Consider the following 20509-nt stretch of genomic DNA (forward strand, 5'->3'; position numbering starts at 1 on the left):
CTCGTTTGCAGGAGAACGGCCATGAGCGCTGTGATCGATGACCATGGCCACGCCAGTGACCATGCCCACGGCCCCGCCAAGGGTTTGATGCGCTGGGTGCTGACCACCAACCACAAAGACATCGGCACGATGTACCTGTGGTTCGCCTTCACCATGTTCCTGCTCGGCGGCTCGTTCGCCATGGTGATCCGCGCCGAGCTGTTCCAGCCCGGCCTGCAGATCGTCGAGCCGGCGTTCTTCAATCAGATGACCACCATGCACGGCTTGATCATGGTGTTCGGCGCGGTGATGCCGGCGTTCGTCGGCCTGGCCAACTGGATGATCCCGCTGATGATCGGCGCGCCGGACATGGCCCTGCCGCGCATGAACAACTTCAGCTTCTGGTTGCTGCCGGCGGCGTTCCTGCTACTGGTCTCGACCCTGTTCACCCCGGGTGGCGGGCCGAATTTCGGCTGGACCTTCTACGCCCCGCTCTCCACCACCTACGCCCCGGAAAGCGTGACGTTCTTCATCTTCGCCATCCACCTGATGGGCATCAGTTCGATCATGGGCGCGATCAATGTGGTCGCCACCATTCTCAACCTGCGCGCACCGGGCATGACCCTGATGAAAATGCCGCTGTTCGTGTGGACCTGGCTGATCACCGCCTTCCTGCTGATCGCGGTGATGCCGGTGCTGGCCGGTTGCGTGACGATGATGCTGATGGACATCCACTTCGGCACCAGCTTCTTCAGTGCCGCCGGCGGCGGTGATCCGGTGTTGTTCCAGCATGTGTTCTGGTTCTTCGGCCATCCCGAGGTGTACATCATGATCCTGCCGGCCTTCGGCGCCGTCAGCTCGATCATCCCGACCTTTTCGCGCAAGCCGCTGTTTGGCTACACCTCGATGGTCTACGCCACGGCGAGTATCGCGTTCCTGTCGTTCATCGTGTGGGCGCACCACATGTTCGTGGTCGGCATTCCGCTGGTGGGCGAGTTGTTCTTCATGTACGCCACCCTGCTGATCGCCGTCCCGACGGGGGTGAAGGTGTTCAACTGGGTCAGCACCATGTGGCAAGGCTCGCTGACGTTCGAGACGCCGATGCTGTTTGCGGTGGCGTTCGTGATCCTGTTCACCATCGGCGGTTTCTCCGGCTTGATGCTGGCCATCGCGCCGGCAGACTTCCAGTACCACGACACCTACTTCGTGGTGGCGCACTTCCATTACGTACTGGTGCCTGGCGCAATCTTCGGCATCTTCGCCTCGGCTTACTACTGGCTGCCGAAATGGACCGGCCACATGTACGACGAAACCCTGGGCAAGCTGCACTTCTGGCTGTCTTTCGTGGGCATGAACATGGCGTTCTTCCCGATGCACTTCGTCGGGTTGGCCGGCATGCCGCGTCGGGTGCCGGACTACAACCTGCAGTTCGCCGACTTCAACATGGTCTCGTCCATCGGCGCGTTCATGTTCGGTGCCACGCAGATCTTCTTCCTGTTTATCGTGATCAAGTGCATCCGCGGCGGCCCGCCAGCACCGGCCAAGCCGTGGGACGGCGCTGAAGGCCTGGAGTGGAGCGTGCCCTCGCCCGCGCCGTACCACACCTTCACCACGCCACCGGAGGTCAAATGAACCGGCTTCCACAAATCCCCTCCCACACTGTCGGGTGATCGCCATGGCTGACTCCGTGCCACTCAAGCGCCTGGTCACCCGTCTGTTGATCCTGGTGCTGGCGATGTTCGCTTTCGGCTTTGCCCTGGTGCCGATCTACGACGTGATGTGCAAGGCGTTCGGCATCAACGGCAAGACGGCCGGGCAGTATGAGGGCGAGCAGATCGTCGATCCGTCGCGCCAGGTGCGGGTGCAGTTCCTGTCCACCAATGCCATCGACATGGTCTGGGAGTTCCATTCCAAGGCCGATGAGATCGTGGTCAACCCCGGCGCGGTCAACGAGATGCTCTTCGTGGCCTACAACCCCAGCGACAAGCCGATGACCGCCCAGGCGATCCCGAGCATTTCCCCGGCTGAAGCGGCGATGTACTTCCACAAGACCGAGTGTTTTTGCTTCACCCAGCAAGTGCTGCAACCCGGTGAGCGCATCGAAATGCCGGTGCGCTTCATTGTCGATCGCGACATGCCCAAGGATGTGAAGCATTTGACCCTGGCGTACACGCTGTTTGATATCACCGCGCGCCAACCGCCCGTGGCTGTCCATAGCGGCGGCTAGCTACTGTTTGCCCGCTCAATCAGGAGAGCGAATACATGTCGACTCATGATACGTACTACGTACCAGCGCAAAGCAAATGGCCGATAATTGCCACGGTTGGCCTGCTGATCACCGTGTATGGCCTGGGCGTGTGGTTCAACGACCTGAAGGCTGCGCGCCCGGAATCCCACGGGCCGTGGATCTTTTTCGTCGGTGGCCTGTTGCTGGCCTACATGCTGTTTGGCTGGTTCGGCGCGGTGATCAAGGAAAGCCGCGCCGGGTTGTACAGCGCGCAGATGGACCGCTCGTTCCGCTGGGGCATGACCTGGTTCATCTTTTCCGAAGTGATGTTCTTTATCGCGTTCTTCGGTGCGCTGTTTTATGTGCGGCATATGTCGGCGCCGTGGTTGGCGGGCGAAGGCTCCAAAGGCATCGCGCATATGCTGTGGCCGAATTTCGAGTTTGTCTGGCCGCTGCTCAACAACCCCGATCCCACGCTGTTTCCCGCGCCCGAAGGCACCATCAGCCCGTGGGGCCTGCCGTTGGTCAACACCATCCTGCTGGTGAGTTCCAGCGTGACCATCACCATCGCCCACCATGCGCTGCGCAAAGGCCATCGCGGTGCGCTGAAGCTCTGGCTGGCGATCACGGTGCTGCTGGGCCTGGGGTTTCTTGGGTTCCAGGCCGAGGAATACATCCACGCCTACAAAGAGCTGGGCCTGACATTGGGCTCCGGCGTGTACGGCGCGACCTTCTTCATGCTCACCGGTTTTCACGGGGCCCACGTGACCATCGGCACGATTATTTTGTTCGTGATGCTGATGCGTATCTTGCGCGGGCACTTCAATGCCGAGCACCAGTTCGGTTTCGAGGCGGCCAGTTGGTATTGGCACTTTGTGGATGTGGTCTGGATCGGCCTGTTTTTCTTCGTGTATGTGCTGTGAGGCGCGCTACCAAGGCGCATGCGACACCAACTGGCCGCTGAAAAAGCCCCAGGCGATCAACGCCACGGTGATCACGGCCAGTACGACACGCACGGTCAAGGCGGTGACGAGGCGGTTGGAGTGGCCCTCGTCCTTGACCAGAAAGAACAAGCCACTGAACAGGCTCGCGACGGTCGCGATCAGCATCAGGGCAATGGCGGCTTTGAGCATGGTCTGGCTCCAGGGCTTATAGGGGAGGGGCGATGAAATCCAGTATAGCCAGTGCCATCCAGCGCTTTCGCCCCGGTATCGCGCCGACGCTGGTGGTGATCGTGTTGCTGCCGCTGATGGTGGGCCTGGGGTTCTGGCAACTGTCACGGGGCCATGAAAAACAGCTGATGGTGGACAGCTATGCCGAGCGCCGCGCCGCTGAGCCGGTGGGCAGTGCGCAACTCGATAGCATGGCTGATCCGGCCTTCCGTCGCGTGCATCTGCGCGGTCAATTCGACGGCGAGCACAGTGTGTTGCTCGACAACCGCATGCGTAATGGCAAGGCCGGCGTCGAGCTGCTGCAACCGTTTCACGACCAGGCCAGCGGCTTGTGGCTGCTGCTCAATCGCGGCTGGTTGCCCTGGCCGGATCGGCGCGCGCCGCCCGTCTTCAGCACGCCGGAACAGCCGGTGAATCTTGACGCCTGGGTGTATGTCGCGCCCGGCGAAACCTTCCAGTTGCACGCCGACCCGGCGACCACGCACTGGCCGCGCCTGCTCACCGCGCTGCATCCGGCCACGCTGTGGGCCGAGCTGGGGCGCAGCGGTTTTGCCTACGAACTGCGCGCCGAAGCCGGCCCCGGCACCTACGACACCACCTGGCCCATCGTTGCCATGGGCCCGGAAAAACACCTGGCCTATGCGGTGCAATGGTTCGCCATGGCGCTGGCGCTGCTCAGCCTTTACCTCTACCTCGGATGGCACAACGCAAAGGAGAAGCACCATGGGAGCGGCCATGAATCCACTCAACATGTCTGATGCGCCAGCGACGCCCGACCGGCGCAAAGGCCGCTGGCAGCTGATCCTGATCCTGCTGATGGTGATCGGCCCGATGGCGCTCGCCACCTTTATGTACAAGCTGCAGTTCTGGGTGCCGGACAGTCGCAGTTACCACGGCGAACTGATCGGCAACGGCCAGACCCGCGCCGATATCGGCGTGCAGGCGGACGAACAGCGCTGGCAGTTGCTCGTCACCGCGCCCAGCGCCTGCGCCGCCGAGTGTCGGCAACTGGTGTACCTGGCGCGGCAGCTGCAGATCGGCCTCGGCCGCGATGCGTCCCGGGCCAGTCATGCCCTGGCCAGTGCGCAGCCGGTCGGCGCCGATTACGAGGCCAGGCTCAAGGCCGAATACCCGCAATTGCAACGCTACCCGCTGGACCTGACGACCTTCGGCAAAGCCGCCGGCGCACCGGGCGAGGCGCAACTGTGGATCGTCGATCCCCACGGCAACCTGGTGCTGCGCTACGACACGACGGTCAAGGGCAAGGACTTGCTCAACGACCTGCGCCACCTGCTGAAACTGTCGAACATCGGATAAGGGCATCGTCATGGCCAAACCTGGATTTCGCCTCGCGCTGTTTGCCACCTTGCTGGCGCTGATTGTCGTATTGCTCGGCGCCTATACGCGCCTGACCCACGCCGGCCTGGGTTGTCCGGATTGGCCAGGGTGCTACGGCTTTATCAGCGTGCCGCAAAGCGATGCCCAGTTGGCCCATGCCGAGCTGCATTTCCCGGACACGCCGGTGGAGGCCGACAAAGGCTGGAGCGAGATGGTCCATCGTTACTTTGCCGGCACCCTGGGCCTGCTGATCGTGCTGCTGGCGGCGCGCTCGTGGCGGCATCGGCGCGACCCCGGCCAGCCGGTGAAGTTGCCGCTGTTCCTGTTGGCGGTGGTGTTCGCCCAGGCGGCGTTCGGCATGTGGACGGTGACGCTCAAGCTCTGGCCGCAAGTGGTGACCGGGCATCTGTTGGGCGGCTTTGCGACCTTGAGCCTGTTGTTTCTGCTGACCCTGCGCCTGTCCGGCGTGCTGCCCGCGCTGATCGTGCCCAAGCGCCTGCAATATTGGGCCACCGCCGGCCTGGTGCTGGTGATCGGCCAGATCGCGCTGGGCGGCTGGGTGAGTTCCAACTACGCGGCGGTGGCCTGTATCGATTTGCCCACCTGCCATGGCCAGTGGTGGCCGGCGGCGGACTTTGCCAATGGCTTCCACCTGACCCAGCACATCGGCCCCAATTACCTCGGCGGCCAGCTCGACAGCGACGCGCGCACGGCCATTCACCTGACCCACCGCATCGGCGCGCTGCTGGTCACCCTGGTATTGCTGGGCCTGGCCTGGCAGCTGCGCGCGGTGGGCATGACCCGGCTCGCGGGCCTGCTGCTGATCGCCCTGGCGGCACAGATCGGCCTGGGCCTGAGCAACGTGTATTTCCACCTGCCGCTGCCGGTGGCGGTCGGTCACAACGCCGGTGGCGCAGCCTTGTTGCTGACCCTGGTACTGGTCAATTACCACGCCCGTACCAGCCTGGTCCGGGTGCGCCGCCAGATGCCGTTCGGCTGGCGCTTCAGCCCGCGTAAACACGTATCGGGCCTTATCACCCTCAAAGGAGAGATGCCATGGCGACCTTGATCGGCGCGCGTCACGGCCAGGCGATCTGGCGTGACTACCTGGAGCTGACCAAGCCGAAGGTGGTGGTGCTGATGCTCATCACCTCGCTGGTGGGCATGTTCCTCGCCACCCGCGCCGGGGTGCCGTGGGCGGTGCTGATCTTCGGCAACCTGGGGATCGCCCTGTGTGCCGGTGGCGCGGCGGTGGTCAACCACGTCGTCGATCGGCGCATCGATACGCTGATGGCGCGCACGCAAAAGCGCCCGATCGCCCAGGGGCGTGTGTCGCCCGGGGCGGCGCTGGCCTTTGCTTTGTTTCTGGCTGTTGCCGGGTTGGCGCTGCTGCTGGCGTTCACCAACCCGCTGGCGGCCTGGCTGACGCTGGCTTCGTTGCTCGGTTATGCGGTGATCTACACCGGCTTTCTCAAGCGCGCGACGCCGCAGAACATCGTCATCGGTGGCCTGGCTGGCGCGGCGCCGCCGCTGTTGGGCTGGGTTGCGGTCACCGGGCATGTCAGCGCCGAGCCGCTGCTGCTGGTGCTGATCATCTTCGCCTGGACCCCGCCGCACTTCTGGGCCCTGGCCATTCACCGCAAGGAGGAATACGCCAAGGCCGATATTCCGATGCTGCCGGTCACCCATGGCGAGCACTACACCAAGGTGCATATCCTGCTCTACACCTGCGTCCTGCTGGCGGTGAGCCTGATGCCCTACGTCATCCATATGAGCGGCCTGCTGTACCTCGGATCTGCGCTGGTGTTGGGTGCACGCTTTCTGCAATGGGCCTGGGTGCTGTACCGTGGCGCTCAGCCGCACGCGGCGATCAACACGTTCAAGTACTCTATCTGGTACCTGTTCCTGCTGTTTATCGCCCTGCTTGTAGACCACTACTTACTGTTGAACCTATGACCCGAACTCAAAAAACTGTCTTCATTCTGGTGGCCATTGTCGCGTTGATCATGGGCCTGACCGTCAACAAAGTGCTCTCGGGCAAGGGCCAGGGCGACCCGACCGCCTTGATCGATGCCGGCATCATCCTGCTGCCGCAAAGCCGTCAATTGCCGCCGGTGACCATGACCAACCAGGACGGCCAGCCGGTGCTGGTCAACGAGTTGAAGGGTAAGTGGAGCCTGCTGTTCTTCGGCTACACCTTCTGCCCGGACATCTGCCCCACCACCCTCGCCCAACTGCGCCAGATCAAGAGCGAGTTGCCCAAAGAGGCTGTGGATAAGTTGCAGGTGATCCTGGTCAGCGTCGACCCGAACCGCGACACGCCGACTCAGCTCAAGCAATACCTGGGCTATTTCGACCCGCAATTCGAAGGCCTGACCGGCGCGAATGTGGACGATGTGCAGAAGGTGTCGAACGCGGTGAGCATCCCGTTCATTCCGGCGGACACGACCAAGCCGAACTACACGGTCGACCACAGTGGCAACCTCGCGCTGATCGGTCCGGATGGCACCCAGCGTGGGTTCATTCGTGCGCCGCTGAACAACCAGAAGCTGGTGGCGCAGTTGCCAGGGCTGTTGCAGCGCAAATAACAGGCAACACAAAACACAGGTGGGAGGGGGCTTGCTCCCGATAGCGGTGGGTCAGTCAACGTATGCATCGACTGAACTGCCGCTATCGGGAGCAAGCCCCCTCCCACATTGTTTGATCTGCGGTGTGTTGGGGAGCGAGTCGGATCAGAACGCCGGCTTGATCGCGCCTTTGTACTTCTCTTCGATGAACTTCTTCACTTCAGGCGTGTGCAGGGCTGCGACCAGCTTCTTCACGGCGTCCGAGTCTTTGTTGTCTTCGCGGGTCACCAGGATGTTCACGTAAGGCGAGTCACTGCCTTCGATGACCAGAGCGTCCTTGGACGGGTCCAGTTTGGCTTCCAGCGCGTAGTTGGTGTTGATCAGCGCCAGGTCGACCTGGGTCAGCACGCGCGGCAACGTGGCGGCTTCCAGTTCGCGGAACTTGAGTTTTTTCGGGTTGGCGGTGATGTCCTTGATGGTCGACAGGATGTTGGTCGGGTCCTTCAGGGTGATCAGGTTGTGCTTGGCCAGCAGCAACAGCGCACGGCCGCCGTTGGTGGCGTCGTTCGGGATCACGACGTTGGCGCCGTCAGGCAGGTCGGCCAGGGTCTTGTACTTGCTGGAGTAAGCGCCCAGGGGTTCGAGGTGGACCGCGCCGACGCTCACCAGGTGCGTGCCCTTGGCTTTGTTGAACTCATCCAGGTACGGCTGGTGCTGGAAGAAGTTGGCGTCCAGGCGCTTTTCGGCCACTTGTACGTTGGGCTGCACGTAGTCGGTGAAGACTTTGACCTGCAAGTCCACGCCCTCTTTGGCGAGTGCCGGCTTCACGAATTCGAGGATTTCCGCGTGGGGCACCGGCGAGGCGGCAACCGTGATGGTCTCGGCGTGGGCCGAAAACGCGGCGACGGCGGCGAAAGCAACCAGTAGTTTTTTCATCCAGCAAGCTCCTTGTTCGGGCATTTATCGGCGTATAGCCGGCAATAGTCGTTATTTTCGAGAAAAATGCACCACCAGCTTGTCGCCGACGGTTTGCAGAATTTGCACCAGGATCAACAACAGCACCACCGTGACGACCATCACATCGGTCTGGAAGCGCTGGTAGCCGAAACGGATGGCCAGGTCGCCCAGGCCGCCGGCACCGACGACGCCGGCCATGGCGGTGTAGGACACCAGTGTAATCGCCGTCACCGTAATCGCCGCGAAAATGCCGGGGCGAGCTTCAGGCAATAAAGCATGGGTGATGATCTGGCGCGTGCTGGCCCCCATGGACTGGGTGGCTTCGATGATGCCGCGGTCCACTTCACGCAGCGCGGTCTCCACCAGGCGCGCAAAGAACGGCGTTGCGCCCACGACCAGCGGCGGAATCGCACCGGCCACACCCAGCGAAGTGCCGGTGATCAGCACGGTGAACGGGATCATCACGATCAACAGGATGATGAACGGCAGCGAGCGCAGGATGTTCACGCTCAGCGACAGCAACGCGTACAGGCCTTTTTGCTCGAACAGCTGGCGCGGGCTGCACAGAAACAGCAGCACGCCCAAGGGCAAGCCGAGCAGCACGGTGAAGAACAGCGAACCGAACAGCATGGTCATGGTGTCGCCTGTGGCGAGCCAGATTTCGGACCAGTCGATATTGGCGAAGAAACTCATCAGGACTTCCATTAGCGCAGCACCTCCATGTGGACGTCGGCGGCGGTGAAGCGGGCAAAGGCCGCTTCCATGTCACCGCCGGTGATGGCGAGGGTCAGTTGCCCGTAGGGGATGTCTTTTATGCGGTCGATACGCCCGGCGAGGATGCTGTAGTCCACACCCGTTTCGCGGGCGATGTTACCCAGCAGTGGTGCGTAGGTCGCTTCGCCCTGGAACGTCAGGCGCACGATGCGACCCGGTACATGGGCGAAGTCATCGCGCTGCTCGCTTTCGTCGACCTGATCGGCTTCCTGGACAAAGCGCTTGGTGGTCGGGTGCTTGGGGTGCAGGAACACGTCGGCCACCGAGCCTTGCTCGACGATCACGCCGGCATCCATCACGGCCACCTGGTCGCATACGCGGCGGATCACGTCCATTTCGTGGGTGATCAGTACGATGGTGAGCTTCAACTCGCGGTTGATCTCGGCCAGCAGTTGCAACACCGAGGCGGTGGTCTGCGGGTCAAGGGCGCTGGTGGCTTCGTCGCACAGCAGGATTTTCGGCTTGGTCGCCAGGGCGCGGGCAATGCCGACGCGCTGCTTCTGGCCGCCGGACAGTTGCGCCGGGTACTTCTTGGCGTGGTCCGACAGGCCGACGCGCGCCAGCAGTTCGGCGACGCGCTGGTCGATGGCCTTGCGCGACAATTCGCCCGCCAGTGTCAGCGGCAGCGCCACGTTGTCGGCGACGGTCTTGGAGGCCAGCAGGTTGAAGTGCTGGAAAATCATCCCGACCTGCTGACGGAAACGGCGCAGGCCGTTGGCATCCAGGGCCGTGACTTCTTCGCCATCGACGTTGATCTGGCCGCCGCTGGGTTGCTCGAGGCGATTGATCAGGCGCAACAAGGTACTTTTTCCCGCACCGGAGTGGCCAATCAGACCAAACACCTGGCCGTTCTCGACGCGCAGGTTGGTGGGGTGAAGCGCGGGGATTTCCTTACCGGCGACGCGGTAGGTTTTATGGACGTTATGAAACTCGATCACGTAGCGAACCTTGTGGGGCGCATGGAAAAGGGATCAGCGGTTAGCCGGGCGCGCATTTTAGCCTGTCCGTATAGCGGTTCTTAGCATTTATTTCGCATTCAACCAGTGATTTGGCAATAACGCGATCAAAGGTCATAAAAAAGGAACGGTGCAAATTCGTGTCAGTCACTACTTCAGCAACTCGATTTCCCGGGTGCCGTGCCTGGGGTTTTGCTCAAACGAGCCGGGGACCGCTCTGGCTACTTTGAATAAGGAGTTTTGTCTGATGAGTACCCACAAGCCAGCCATCCCGCCGAAGAGTGAACTGGCGGGCACCGATACCCTGGACCGTGGCAACACCAACGCCAAGCTGCAGGCCCTGGAGGCATTCCGTAGCGACGCGACCGGCCAGGCGCTGCGTACCAACCAAGGCGTGAAGATTTCCGATAACCAGAACACCTTGAAAGTCGGTGCCCGCGGCCCCTCGCTGCTGGAAGACTTCATCATGCGTGAAAAAATCACGCATTTTGACCATGAACGTATCCCGGAGCGCATCGTGCATGCGCGCGGTACGGGCGCGCATGGCTATTTTCAGACCTATGAGAACCATTCGGCGCTGAGCAAGGCCGGTTTCCTGCGTAACCCCGAGCATAAAACCCCGGTGTTCGTGCGTTTTTCCACCGTGCAAGGCCCGCGTGGTTCGGGCGATACGGTGCGCGACGTGCGCGGTTTTGCCGTGAAGTTCTTCACTGAGGAAGGCAACTTCGACCTGGTGGGCAACAACATGCCGGTATTTTTCATTCAGGATGCGATCAAGTTTCCTGACTTTGTGCATGCGGTAAAGCCTGAGCCGCACAATGAAATGCCTACCGGAGGCTCGGCCCACGATACGTTCTGGGATTTTGTCTCGCTGCAGCCGGAATCGGCGCACATGGTGATCTGGGCTATGTCTGACCGGGCTATTCCGAAAAGCCTGCGTGCCATGCAGGGGTTCGGTATTCACACCTTTCGCTTGATCAATACCGAAGGTAAATCGAGCTTCGTGAAATTCCACTGGCATCCAACAGTCGGCACCTGTTCCCTGGTGTGGGACGAAGCGCAAAAGCTTGCCGGTAAAGATACCGATTACCACCGTCGCGACCTGTGGGAAGCGATTGAGGGCGGTGACTACCCTGAGTGGGAGTTGGGTGTACAGATCGTTGCGCAAGAAGACGAGCATAAGTTCGACTTCGACCTGCTCGATCCGACCAAGATCATCCCCGAAGAGTTGGTGCCGATTACGCCGCTGGGCAAGATGGTGCTTAACCGCAACCCCGACAACTTCTTTGCCGAAGTCGAGCAAGTCGCCTTTTGCCCTGGCCATATCGTGCCGGGTATCGACTTCACCAACGACCCGCTGCTGCAAGGCCGCCTGTTTTCCTACACGGATACCCAGATCAGCCGACTCGGTGGGCCGAACTTTCATGAGCTGCCGATCAATCGGCCTGTAGTACCTTTCCATAATGGTCAGCGGGATGCCCAGCATCGCACTGTGATCGATAAGGGCCGGGCTGCGTATGAGCCGAATTCGATCGATGGCGGTTGGCCGAAAGAAACGCCGCCCGCGGCTCAGGAGGGTGGTTTCGAAACCTATTACGAGCGCGTCGATGCCAACAAGGTGCGCGAGCGCAGTGAGTCGTTTGGCGATCACTTCTCCCAGGCCACGCTGTTTTTTAACAGCATGAGCCACCATGAGAAAGAGCACATCATCGCGGCCTACAGTTTTGAGTTGGGCAAGGTGGAGCGCGAGGTTATCCGTGCCCGTCAGGTCAATGAGATTCTGGCCAACATCGACCTGGAACTGGCCAGGCGCGTTGCACAGAACCTGGGTCTGCCCGCACCGACCAAAGGCACGGTGCCGCCGTGCAAGGCGTCGGTGAAAGCGTCGCCGGCGTTGAGCCAGGTGAACCTGCTGTCGGGCGATATCAAAACGCGCAAAGTGGCGATTCTGGCGGCCGATGGTGTCGACGGCGCGGCAATTGCCGCATTGAAGAAAGCGCTGCAAGCCGAGGGCGCACACGCCAAGTTGCTCGGGCCGACCTCGGCGCCGGTCACCACGGCCGATGGCAAGCATCTGGCGGTGGATGCGTCGATGGCAGGCCTGCCCTCGATTGCGTTTGATGCGGTGTTCGTGCCCGGCGGTAAGGCGTCGATCAAGGCGTTGAGTGGGGACGGTGTGGCGTTGCACTACCTGCTGGAGGCCTACAAGCACCTGAAGGCGATTGCCGTGGCCAGTGACGCGCAGCCCTTGCTCGACCTGCTCAAGCTCGAGGCGGATGCGGGGTTGATCGTGGGGGCGGATGCCAAGGCGTTCAAGGCGTTCTTTAAAGCGATTGCCCAGCATCGGGTCTGGGATCGTGAGCCGAAGGCCAAGGCGGTTCCGGCTTAAGTCATCTGTTGTTGGTTAGATCGCCATCGGGGGCAAGCCCCCTCCCACACTTTGAATGTATTCACCGTTCAAAATGTGGGAGGGGGCTTGCCCCCGATGGCTTTATTCCGCCTTACGCGGAATCAGCACAACCTGCGCCGGAATAGTCTTCAGGATCTGCCGGTGAATCGTCAGGTCGTAGCCCGAATCAATGCGCTTGACCCGTTTGCTCAGCAAGGTCGCCAGCCACGGGTAATCCTGGGTGCGCGGTGCCTGGATGGTCACATCGCACTGGTAATTCACCACGTCGGTGGCGATGGCATCCAACTGATGGCGCAGCTCTTCGATGTCTGTGAGGTTCAGCGCCACGGTGGTGCTCTGCGCGGCCGGGTCGATGACCTTGGCGACGGGCTTGGTTTCGGCGGCCTTGAGGGCGGCCTCGGCTTTGTCCAGCTCGGCTTTGCGCGCGTGGGTGATGGCGCTGTTGACGCCACCGGTCAGCGCCGGAGCCTTGGGCATCAATGCGCGGGCGCGGCTGAGGGCGGTAGCGGCGGCGTTGACATCACCTTTTTGCAACACGATCTGACTGCGTTGCAGGTAGGCCTCGGCCAGTTGACGCTGGTAAGCCTCGAGCGCCGGATCGTTGGGCGACTGGGCCTGCAGCGCGGCCAGTTGGTCTTCGGCGGTGGCCAGCTCGCTGCTGGCCAGGTTTTGCTCCAGTTGCGCGATGGCGACAGCGCGTGCGTCCGGGGCCTCGGGGGCGGCGGGCGGGGTACTTTGACAAGCGCCCAGCAGCAGGGAAAATGCGGCAAGGAGCAGATAACGGGAGGTGAACGGCTTCATTCCTGCGACTCTCTATTTGCGCAAAAAGCGAGCAAGTCTACACCCCTCGACGGGGCAGGACAAAACTCAGCAGAAACAGGGCGGCCGCCGTGACCACAATCGACGGCCCTGCCGGCGTGTCCTTGAACCAGGACAGCGCCAGGCCCCCACACACTGCCAGCATCCCCAGTACGCTGGCGCCGATCGCCATCTGTTCCGGCGAGCGGGCGTGGCGCTGGGCGGCGGCTGCGGGAATGATCAGCAGTGACGTGATCAACAATACGCCGACAATCTTCATCGCGACAGCGATCACCACGGCGATCAACAACATCAAGGTCATGCGCAGCGCGGGCACGGGCAAGCCTTCCACCGTGGCCAGTTCTTCATGCACGGTGATTGCCAGCAGCGGGCGCCACAGCGTCACCAGCAGCACCAGCACGGCAGCGCTGCCGCCGAGAATCCACGCAAGGTCCGTGGGGCTGATCGCCAGCAGGTCGCCGAACAGGTAAGCCATCAGGTCGATGCGTACTTCATGCATGAAGCTCAGCACCACCAGGCCCAGGGACAGAGTGCTGGGCGCCAGGATGCCCAGCAACGTGTCGGAGGCCAGCGGCTGGCGCTGTTGCAGGGTCACCAGCAGCACCGCCAGCAGCAGGCAGCCGACGGTCACGGCGATGGCCGGGCTCACATCCAGCAGAAAGCCCAGGGCCACGCCCAGCAATGCGGCGTGGGACAAGGTGTCGCCGAAATAGGCCATGCGCCGCCAGACCACGAACGAGCCCAGCGGGCCCGCCACCAGCGCCAGAGCCAAGCCTGCCAGCAGGGCGTAGAGCAGAAAATCAGCCATGCTTGCAGCTATCTCCATGAACGTGAGTGTGGGGTGTGGCGGGATCGTCGACCACGGCGCCATGCAGGTCATGGGCGTGATCGTGATGGTGGTGATAAATCGCCAGGCTCTGCGCGTTCTTGCCGAACAGCTCGACGAACGCCGGGTCGCCGCTGACTTGCTCCGGATGGCCGGAGCAGCACACGTGGCGGTTGAGGCACACCACTTGGTCGGTGGTGCTCATCACCAGGTGCAGGTCGTGGGAGACCATCAGCACGCCGCAGCCAAGGCGGTCGCGCAGGCGGGTGATCAAGCTGTACAACTCGGCCTGGCCGGCGACGTCGACGCCCTGCACCGGTTCGTCGAGCACCAGCAGTTCCGGCTCGCGCAACAGGGCGCGGGCCAGCAACACGCGCTGCATTTCACCGCCGGAGATGCTTTGCACCGGGCTGTCGATGACCTGTTCGGCACCGACCTCCTTGAGCGCGGCTTGCGCGCGGGCGCGGTCCACGCCCGGCACCAGGCGCAGGAAGCGCAGCACCGACAAGGGCAGCGTCGGGTCCACGAAGAGTTTTTGCGGCATATAACCGACACGCAGCTTGGGCTTGCGCCACACACTGCCGGTGTCGGGCTTGAGCAGGCCGAGTACGGCGCGCACCAGGGTGGTCTTGCCGGCGCCATTGGGGCCGATCAGCGTGACGATCTGCCCCGGTTCGACGCTCAGCGCGATGTTATCCAGCACGTTTTGCCCGGCGAACGTGACCCCGACCTGCTCCAGGCGGATTAACGCGTTGCTCATCAAGCCCCCTGGCAACCGGCGCAGAGCCCGACGACTTCGACGGTTTGCCCTTCCACCTTGAAGCCGACGTCGGCGGCGCTCTGGATGATGGCGTCGCTGATGCTGCTTTGCTCAAGCTCAATGGCGGCGTGGCACTTGCGACAGATCAGGAACTGCCCCTGGTGCGCGTGTTCCGGGTGGTTGCAGCCGACGAAGGCGTTGAGTGACGCGATGCGGTGTACCAGGCCGTTGTCCAGCAGGAAATCCAGCGCGCGGTACACCGTGGGCGGCGCGGCGCGGCGACCGTCCTGCTCGCTGAGCACGCCGAGGATGTCGTAGGCGCCCAGCGGCTTGTGGCTCTGCCAGACCAGTTCCAGCACGCGCCGACGCAGGGCGGTCAGGCGCAGACCCTGCCGTGCGCAGAGGGTGTCGGCCTCCGACAGCGCGGTATGCACGCAGTGAGAGTGGTCGTGGGGACGGCTGGCAAGCGGTGTTATAGGCATGAGCGGCGACAGATATTTGATAGAGACGTTATTATGTTACCCGTTCCTACGCCATTGAGTGGTCATCGTGTCCCGACTTTTTCCCGTTTTTGTCGTATTTGTCGCCAGTTTGCTCACCGCGGGTGCCGCTCAGGCGGAGGTCAAGGTGCTGACCAGCATCAAGCCGCTGCAGTTGATTGCCGCGGCGGTGCAGGACGGCGTGGCGGTTCCCGAGGTGTTGTTGCCGCCGGGGGCCTCGCCGCATAACTATGCGTTGCGCCCATCCGACGTGCGGCGCGTGCAGTCGGTAGACCTGCTGTATTGGATCGGCCCGGACATGGAAGGCTTCCTGCCCCGCGTCCTCAAGGGGCGCAGCCTGCCGACGGTGGCCGTGCAGGATCTTCCGGGCATGAAACTCCGTCGTTTCGCCGAAGATAGCCATTCCCACGCCGACGATGCCGACGAACATGACCACGATCATCGCCCAGGCACTTTGGATGCACATCTGTGGTTGTCGACGCTCAACGCCCGGGTGATTGCCGCACGCATGGGCGCCGACCTCAGCGCCGCGGACCCGGCCAATGCCGAGCGCTACCAGCTCAACGTGAAGGCGTTCGTGAGCCGACTGGATGCGTTGGACGCACGCTTGAAAGCGCGGATGGCCGGCATCCACGACAAGCCTTACTTTGTGTTCCACGAAGCCTTTGATTATTTCGAAGAGGCCTACGGCCTCAAGCACGCCGGTGTGTTCAGCGTGGCCGCCGAAGTGCAGCCCGGTGCCCAGCATGTGGCGGCGATGCGTACACGTTTGCAGGAAGTCGGCAAGACCTGCGTGTTCAGTGAGCCGCCGCTGCGTCCGCGCCTGGCGGAAACGCTGGTGGCCGGTTTGCCGGTGAAATTGGCGGAGCTGGATGCGTTGGGCGGGTACACCCCGGCTTCCGCTCAAGGTTACGAACAGGTGCTGGACAAGCTGGGCAATGACTTGGCGGGCTGCCTGGAGTCGCTCTGAAAGCCCAGGCATAACGTCTGTAGGAGGGAGCAAGAAGCTCCCTCCCGCATTTTAGAGCGCGAACGGCAGCTGGATCGCGACCTGCTGGCGCTGCGCCAGCCGATGCTCGAACTCCGCCGGGTCATGAATCAACACATCCTGTCCGGCAAACGACTCCGCCGCGATCAGGCGTGACAACCAGAACCGCACGCACGCCACGCGCAACATCGTCGGCCACAACTCGGCTTCTTTCGCGGTAAACGGGCGCAACCCCGCATAAGCCCCGAGCAGTGCGCGGGCGCGCTGGCCGTCGAGTACGCCGTCGGCGTCCGAGCACCAGTCATTCAGGGCGATCGCCACGTCGTACAGCATCGGGCCCGAGCAGGCGTTGTAAAAGTCGATCAAGCCCGTCAGGTGCGTGCCTTCGAACATCGCGTTGTCGCGAAACAGATCCGCATGAATATTCGCGCGCGGCAGGGCGAGGATCTGCGCCTTGTGGGCCTCGATCTCATCCAGTGCGTCGCGCAGCAGGCGTTGCGGCGCTGCGTCCAGGTGCGAAATCAACTGCGCGCCTTCGCTGAGCATCCAGTCCAGCCCGCGATCGGTCTTGCGCTCCAGCACCTTGTCGCCCTGGGTCGCCAGGTGCAGATGGCCAAGCAGGTCGCCGACCTGGGCGCAGTGCTGGGCATTGGCGTCCTTGATGTGCTTGCCGGCCAGGCGCGGTTGCAGCAGCGCCGGTTTGCCGGCCAATTCGCGCAGGGCCACGCCGTCGGTGGTGCGCAGGGCGTAAGGCACCGGCAAGTCGGCGTCGTGGAGCACGTCGAGCAGTTCGATGAAGAACGGCATTTCCTGCACCGGGCCGCGCTCGACCAGGGTCAGGACGAACTCACCCTGTTCCAGGCTGATGAAGAAATTGGTGTTTTCGCTACCCGCGGCGATCCCCTGGAAATCAAGCAGGCGGCCGAGCCCGTAAGGGGCAAGAAAGGTTTCCAGCTCGGGCCGAGCCAGGGGGGTGAACACAGACATGGTTAAAACTGCCAGTACGGGCGCCGCGGTGTGCGGCGCCAATTGAAGTTAAGAAATCATTTCCATTCGAAGATCTTCCATGACGGGATCAGCATATCCGGTTGGTCAGAGCGGATGTAGTTCCCATCGGATCCGTCTGCGCGCACCAGGAAATACGGTGGGAAGCCTTTCTTCGTTATCTTGATTGCGTACAGGAAACCGTTTTGACGGTACTCCTGAATGGTTCTGTCGCCCTCTGTGCGAATGGTAACTTCCGGATCACCCGGAGGTGCACTGTCTGCCGCCATGGCAACCATCGGAGCGAATGCAAACAAGCCGGTCAACAGCAGGCGATTGAATGAGCGCATGATAACCTTGTCCCTTTGTTGTCTGTGGTCCGGCTATTCTAGCGCCTGACCCGCCGAAAAGGTTGATCCTGCTCATGAGCCAAGCCCCCCTCGTCCTGGTGGACGGTTCTTCATATCTGTACCGCGCCTTCCACGCGCTGCCACCGCTGACCACTTCCAAAGGCCTGCCGACCGGTGCGGTCAAGGGCGTGTTGAACATGCTCAAGAGCCTGCGCAAGCAGTACCCGGACAGCCCGTTCGCGGTCGTGTTCGACGCCAAGGGTGGGACCTTTCGCGACGAAATGTACGCCGAATACAAGGCCAACCGCCCAAGCATGCCCGACGACATGCGCCTGCAGATCGAGCCCCTGCACCAGAGCGTGATCGCCCTGGGTTTCCCGCTGTTGTGCGTCGAAGGCGTCGAAGCCGATGACGTGATCGGCACCCTGGCCCGCAGCAGCGCAGCCGCGGACCGCCCGGTGGTGATCTCGACCGGCGACAAAGACATGGCGCAGCTGGTGGACGGGCACATTACCTTGGTCAACACCATGACCGGTAGCGCCATGGATGTGGAGGGCGTAAAGGAGAAATTTGGCGTCGCTCCGGAGCAGATTATCGACTATCTGGCGTTGATGGGCGATTCGTCCGACAACATTCCTGGCGTTCCGGGCATTGGTCCGAAGACCGCTTCTGGCTTGCTGGTGGGCGTCAATGGCGGCCTGAAAGAGCTGTATGAAAATCTGGATATTGTGCCGAGCCTGCCTATCCGTGGGGCCAAGACCCTGCCGGCCAAGCTGCAAGAGCATAAGGACATGGCCTTCCTCTCCTATCAACTGGCGACGATCAAGATCGACGTGCCGCTGGACGTGGGCCTGGATGATCTGCACCTGATCGAGCCGGATCGCGAAAAACTCCTGGAGCTGTACACCCTCCTGGAGTTCAAAAGCTGGTTCGAGGAAGTGCAGCGCGACGCCAAGCGCACCGGCTTGGAGGTGGCGGCTCCGGTCGCCGAGAATGCGCCGGTCGTCAGCACCGAGCTCAAGTACGAGACCATCCTCGATCAGGCGCGTTTCGATGTGTGGCTGAAGAAGCTCGGCGAGGCCAAGCTGTTCGCCTTCGATACCGAGACCACCGGCATCGATGCGCAGCAAGCGCAGCTGGTTGGGTTGTCGTTCGCGGTGCAGCCCTACGAAGCGGCCTACATCCCGCTGACCCATTCCTACATGGGCGTGCCGGAGCAGCTGGACCGCGACACGGTGCTGCGCGCGCTCAAGCCGATCCTCGAAGACCCGAGCAAGCTCAAGGTGGGCCAGCACGCCAAGTTCGATATGAATATCCTCGCCAACTGTGCCATCGGTGGCGATCAGAATTGTGGCATCACGGTGCAGGGCATTGCCTACGACACCATGCTCGAATCCTACGTCCTCGACTCCACCGCCACACGGCATGACATGGACAGCCTGGCTCAGAAATACCTGGGTCACACCACGGTGAGCTTCCAGGATATTGCGGGTAAAGGCGCCAAACAGCTGACCTTTGACCAGATCTCCCTCGAACAGGCCGGCCCTTACGCGGCTGAAGATGCCGACGTCACCCTGCGCCTGCACCAGACCTTGTTCGAAAAACTCCAGGCGATCCCCAGCCTGGTCAGCGTGCTGACCGATATCGAGATGCCGCTGGTGCCGGTACTGGCGCGTATCGAGCGCCAGGGCGCACTGGTGGATGCCAAGTTGCTCGGCGTGCAGAGCGTTGAGCTGGGCGAGAAGATGGTCGAGCTGGAGCGTGAGGCATTTGCCATCGCCGGTGAGGAATTCAACCTCGGCTCGCCCAAGCAATTGGGCGCGATCCTCTACGAAAAACTCGGCCACCCGGTTCTCAGCAAGACCGCCAAGGGCCAGGCGTCGACCGCCGAAGCGGTGCTTGCCGAACTGGCCGAGCAGGATTTCCCGCTGCCCAAGGTGCTGATGCAGTACCGCTCCATGAGCAAGCTGAAAAGCACCTACACCGACCGCTTGCCTGAGCAGATCAACCCGCGCACTGGGCGCATCCATACCTCGTATCACCAGGCGGTGGCGGCCACCGGGCGTTTGTCGTCGAGTGATCCGAACCTGCAGAACATTCCGATCCGCACCGCTGAAGGCCGGCGGATTCGTCAGGCGTTCGTCGCGCCAAAAGGCTACAAGCTGCTGGCGGCGGACTACTCGCAGATCGAGCTGCGGATCATGGCGCACCTGGCCAAGGACGAAGGCTTGCTGCACGCCTTCCGCAATGACCTGGACGTACACAAGGCCACCGCCGCCGAAGTATTTGGCGTGGAGCTGGGCGCGGTCACCACCGACCAGCGTCGCAGCGCCAAGGCGATCAACTTCGGCCTGATCTACGGCATGAGCGCGTTTGGCCTGGCCAAGCAGATCGGTGTCGATCGTAAACAGTCCCAGGCCTATATCGACCGTTATTTCGCCCGCTATCCGGGCGTGCTGGCCTATATGGAGCGCACCCGCGCCCAGGCGGCCGAGCAGGGTTATGTCGAGACGATCTTCGGTCGCCGCCTGTACCTGCCGGACATCAACGCGAAGAACCCGGCGCTGCGCAAAGGCGCCGAGCGCACGGCGATCAACGCGCCGATGCAGGGCACGGCGGCGGATATCATCAAGAAAGCCATGGTGGCGGTGGATAACTGGCTGACCGCGTCAGGCCTGGATGCCAAAGTCATCCTGCAGGTACACGATGAACTGGTGCTGGAGGTTCGCGAGGATCTGGTCGATCAAGTGCGTGACGAGATCCGCCAGCACATGAGCCACGCGGCGACGCTGGATGTGCCGTTGCTGGTGGAAGTGGGCGTGGGTGATAACTGGGACGAAGCGCACTGATAGCGCGGTTCTGCCACCGCCGAGGGTGGTGGCAGAACGCTTTAGACCCGAAA

At 62.2% G+C, this 20509-nt stretch carries 21 protein-coding genes; 11 read left to right on the top strand and 10 right to left on the bottom strand.

Annotation, left to right across the window (positions count from 1 at the left end; translation table 11 throughout):
• Positions 1-21 precede the first annotated feature (21 nt).
• From ctaD to NR164_RS11830, 3 genes are read left to right on the top strand one after another with little or no spacing between them, the layout of a single operon-like run.
• Positions 22-1611 carry a cytochrome c oxidase subunit I gene (gene ctaD / locus NR164_RS11820; RefSeq protein WP_017849006.1) on the top strand — a complete coding sequence of 530 codons (1590 nt, stop codon included), beginning with the start codon at positions 22-24 and terminating at the stop codon, positions 1609-1611.
• 43 nt (positions 1612-1654) lie between these two features.
• Positions 1655-2206: a cytochrome c oxidase assembly protein gene (locus NR164_RS11825; protein WP_026140285.1), complete on the top strand. Its 552-nt coding sequence runs from the start codon at positions 1655-1657 to the stop codon at positions 2204-2206.
• A gap of 35 nt (positions 2207-2241) precedes the next feature.
• Positions 2242-3129, top strand: a complete 888-nt coding sequence (locus NR164_RS11830) for a cytochrome c oxidase subunit 3 (protein ID WP_017849008.1) — start codon at positions 2242-2244, stop codon at positions 3127-3129.
• 6 nt (positions 3130-3135) lie between these two features.
• Here the strand turns inward: NR164_RS11830 and NR164_RS11835 are convergent, their stop codons facing one another.
• Complete coding sequence (locus NR164_RS11835; protein ID WP_017849009.1) at positions 3136-3339, bottom strand: twin transmembrane helix small protein; 204 nt, start codon at positions 3337-3339, stop codon at positions 3136-3138.
• Between the two features lie 32 nt (positions 3340-3371).
• Here NR164_RS11835 and NR164_RS11840 point away from each other — a divergent pair, with 32 nt between their 5' ends.
• The 5 genes from NR164_RS11840 to NR164_RS11860 are packed head-to-tail and all read left to right on the top strand — an operon-like array spanning position 3372 to position 7304.
• Positions 3372-4136, top strand: coding sequence for an SURF1 family protein (locus NR164_RS11840; RefSeq protein WP_256822775.1), 765 nt, complete (start codon positions 3372-3374; stop codon positions 4134-4136).
• Positions 4102-4695, top strand: coding sequence for a hypothetical protein (locus NR164_RS11845; RefSeq protein WP_256822776.1), 594 nt, complete (start codon positions 4102-4104; stop codon positions 4693-4695). The genes NR164_RS11840 and NR164_RS11845 overlap by 35 nt, the downstream gene beginning before the upstream one ends.
• Positions 4696-4705: 10 nt before the next feature.
• The gene (locus NR164_RS11850; protein WP_017849012.1) at positions 4706-5785 is read left to right on the top strand and encodes a heme A synthase; all 1080 of its coding nucleotides are present in this window, start codon (positions 4706-4708) and stop codon (positions 5783-5785) included.
• A complete protein-coding gene (gene cyoE, locus NR164_RS11855; RefSeq protein WP_046381540.1) occupies positions 5773-6672 on the top strand; it encodes a heme o synthase in 900 nt (299 codons plus the stop codon). The genes NR164_RS11850 and cyoE overlap by 13 nt, the downstream gene beginning before the upstream one ends.
• On the top strand, positions 6669-7304 hold the full coding sequence (locus NR164_RS11860; RefSeq protein ID WP_017849014.1) for an SCO family protein: 636 nt from the start codon (positions 6669-6671) through the stop codon (positions 7302-7304). Before cyoE ends, NR164_RS11860 begins: the two co-directional genes overlap by 4 nt.
• A 144-nt stretch (positions 7305-7448) precedes the next feature.
• Here NR164_RS11860 and NR164_RS11865 read toward each other — a convergent pair whose 3' ends face one another.
• Genes NR164_RS11865 through NR164_RS11875 form a run of 3 tightly spaced genes read right to left on the bottom strand, consistent with a single transcriptional unit; the run spans position 7449 to position 9952 of the window.
• The gene (locus tag NR164_RS11865; protein WP_017849015.1) at positions 7449-8219 is read right to left on the bottom strand and encodes a MetQ/NlpA family ABC transporter substrate-binding protein; all 771 of its coding nucleotides are present in this window, start codon (positions 8217-8219) and stop codon (positions 7449-7451) included.
• Positions 8220-8270: 51 nt separating this feature from the next.
• Entirely contained in the window at positions 8271-8945 is a 675-nt protein-coding gene (locus NR164_RS11870; protein WP_017849016.1) for a methionine ABC transporter permease, read from the bottom strand.
• The gene (locus NR164_RS11875; RefSeq protein ID WP_017849017.1) at positions 8945-9952 is read right to left on the bottom strand and encodes a methionine ABC transporter ATP-binding protein; all 1008 of its coding nucleotides are present in this window, start codon (positions 9950-9952) and stop codon (positions 8945-8947) included. Before NR164_RS11875 ends, NR164_RS11870 begins: the two co-directional genes overlap by 1 nt.
• A 244-nt stretch (positions 9953-10196) precedes the next feature.
• Here NR164_RS11875 and katE point away from each other — a divergent pair, with 244 nt between their 5' ends.
• Positions 10197-12359, top strand: coding sequence for a catalase HPII (katE, locus tag NR164_RS11880; RefSeq protein WP_256822784.1), 2163 nt, complete (start codon positions 10197-10199; stop codon positions 12357-12359).
• 102 nt (positions 12360-12461) lie between these two features.
• On the opposite strand, the gene NR164_RS11885 is transcribed toward katE, so the two are convergent.
• From NR164_RS11885 to zur, 4 genes are read right to left on the bottom strand one after another with little or no spacing between them, the layout of a single operon-like run.
• Positions 12462-13181, bottom strand: a complete 720-nt coding sequence (locus NR164_RS11885; RefSeq protein ID WP_017849019.1) for a PA5502 family lipoprotein — start codon at positions 13179-13181, stop codon at positions 12462-12464.
• 37 nt (positions 13182-13218) lie between these two features.
• Positions 13219-14007, bottom strand: coding sequence for a zinc ABC transporter permease subunit ZnuB (gene znuB, locus NR164_RS11890; RefSeq protein ID WP_017849020.1), 789 nt, complete (start codon positions 14005-14007; stop codon positions 13219-13221).
• A complete protein-coding gene (znuC, locus tag NR164_RS11895; RefSeq protein ID WP_017849021.1) occupies positions 14000-14785 on the bottom strand; it encodes a zinc ABC transporter ATP-binding protein ZnuC in 786 nt (261 codons plus the stop codon). The genes znuB and znuC overlap by 8 nt, the downstream gene beginning before the upstream one ends.
• On the bottom strand, positions 14785-15267 hold the full coding sequence (gene zur, locus NR164_RS11900; protein WP_026140288.1) for a zinc uptake transcriptional repressor Zur: 483 nt from the start codon (positions 15265-15267) through the stop codon (positions 14785-14787). Before zur ends, znuC begins: the two co-directional genes overlap by 1 nt.
• A 58-nt stretch (positions 15268-15325) precedes the next feature.
• Between zur and NR164_RS11905 the strand changes: the two genes are divergently transcribed.
• On the top strand, positions 15326-16255 hold the full coding sequence (locus tag NR164_RS11905) for a zinc ABC transporter substrate-binding protein (RefSeq protein WP_017849023.1): 930 nt from the start codon (positions 15326-15328) through the stop codon (positions 16253-16255).
• A 51-nt stretch (positions 16256-16306) separates the two neighbouring features.
• Here NR164_RS11905 and NR164_RS11910 read toward each other — a convergent pair whose 3' ends face one another.
• Together NR164_RS11910 and NR164_RS11915 are read right to left on the bottom strand one after the other, a co-directional pair.
• The gene (locus tag NR164_RS11910) at positions 16307-17260 is read right to left on the bottom strand and encodes a homoserine kinase (protein WP_017849024.1); all 954 of its coding nucleotides are present in this window, start codon (positions 17258-17260) and stop codon (positions 16307-16309) included.
• A 56-nt stretch (positions 17261-17316) separates the two neighbouring features.
• Positions 17317-17607, bottom strand: coding sequence for a DUF2782 domain-containing protein (locus NR164_RS11915; RefSeq protein ID WP_079442558.1), 291 nt, complete (start codon positions 17605-17607; stop codon positions 17317-17319).
• Positions 17608-17681: 74 nt separating this feature from the next.
• On the opposite strand from NR164_RS11915, the gene polA reads away from it, so the two are divergent.
• Positions 17682-20456 (top strand): DNA polymerase I, encoded by a 2775-nt coding sequence (gene polA, locus NR164_RS11920; RefSeq protein WP_017849026.1) that lies wholly within the window; start codon positions 17682-17684, stop codon positions 20454-20456.
• The last annotated feature ends 53 nt before the right edge of the window (positions 20457-20509 follow it).

The organism is Pseudomonas sp. Pse79 (assembly GCF_024519615.1).
In the GTDB taxonomy this organism is placed as follows: Bacteria; Pseudomonadota; Gammaproteobacteria; order Pseudomonadales; family Pseudomonadaceae; genus Aquipseudomonas; species Aquipseudomonas veronii.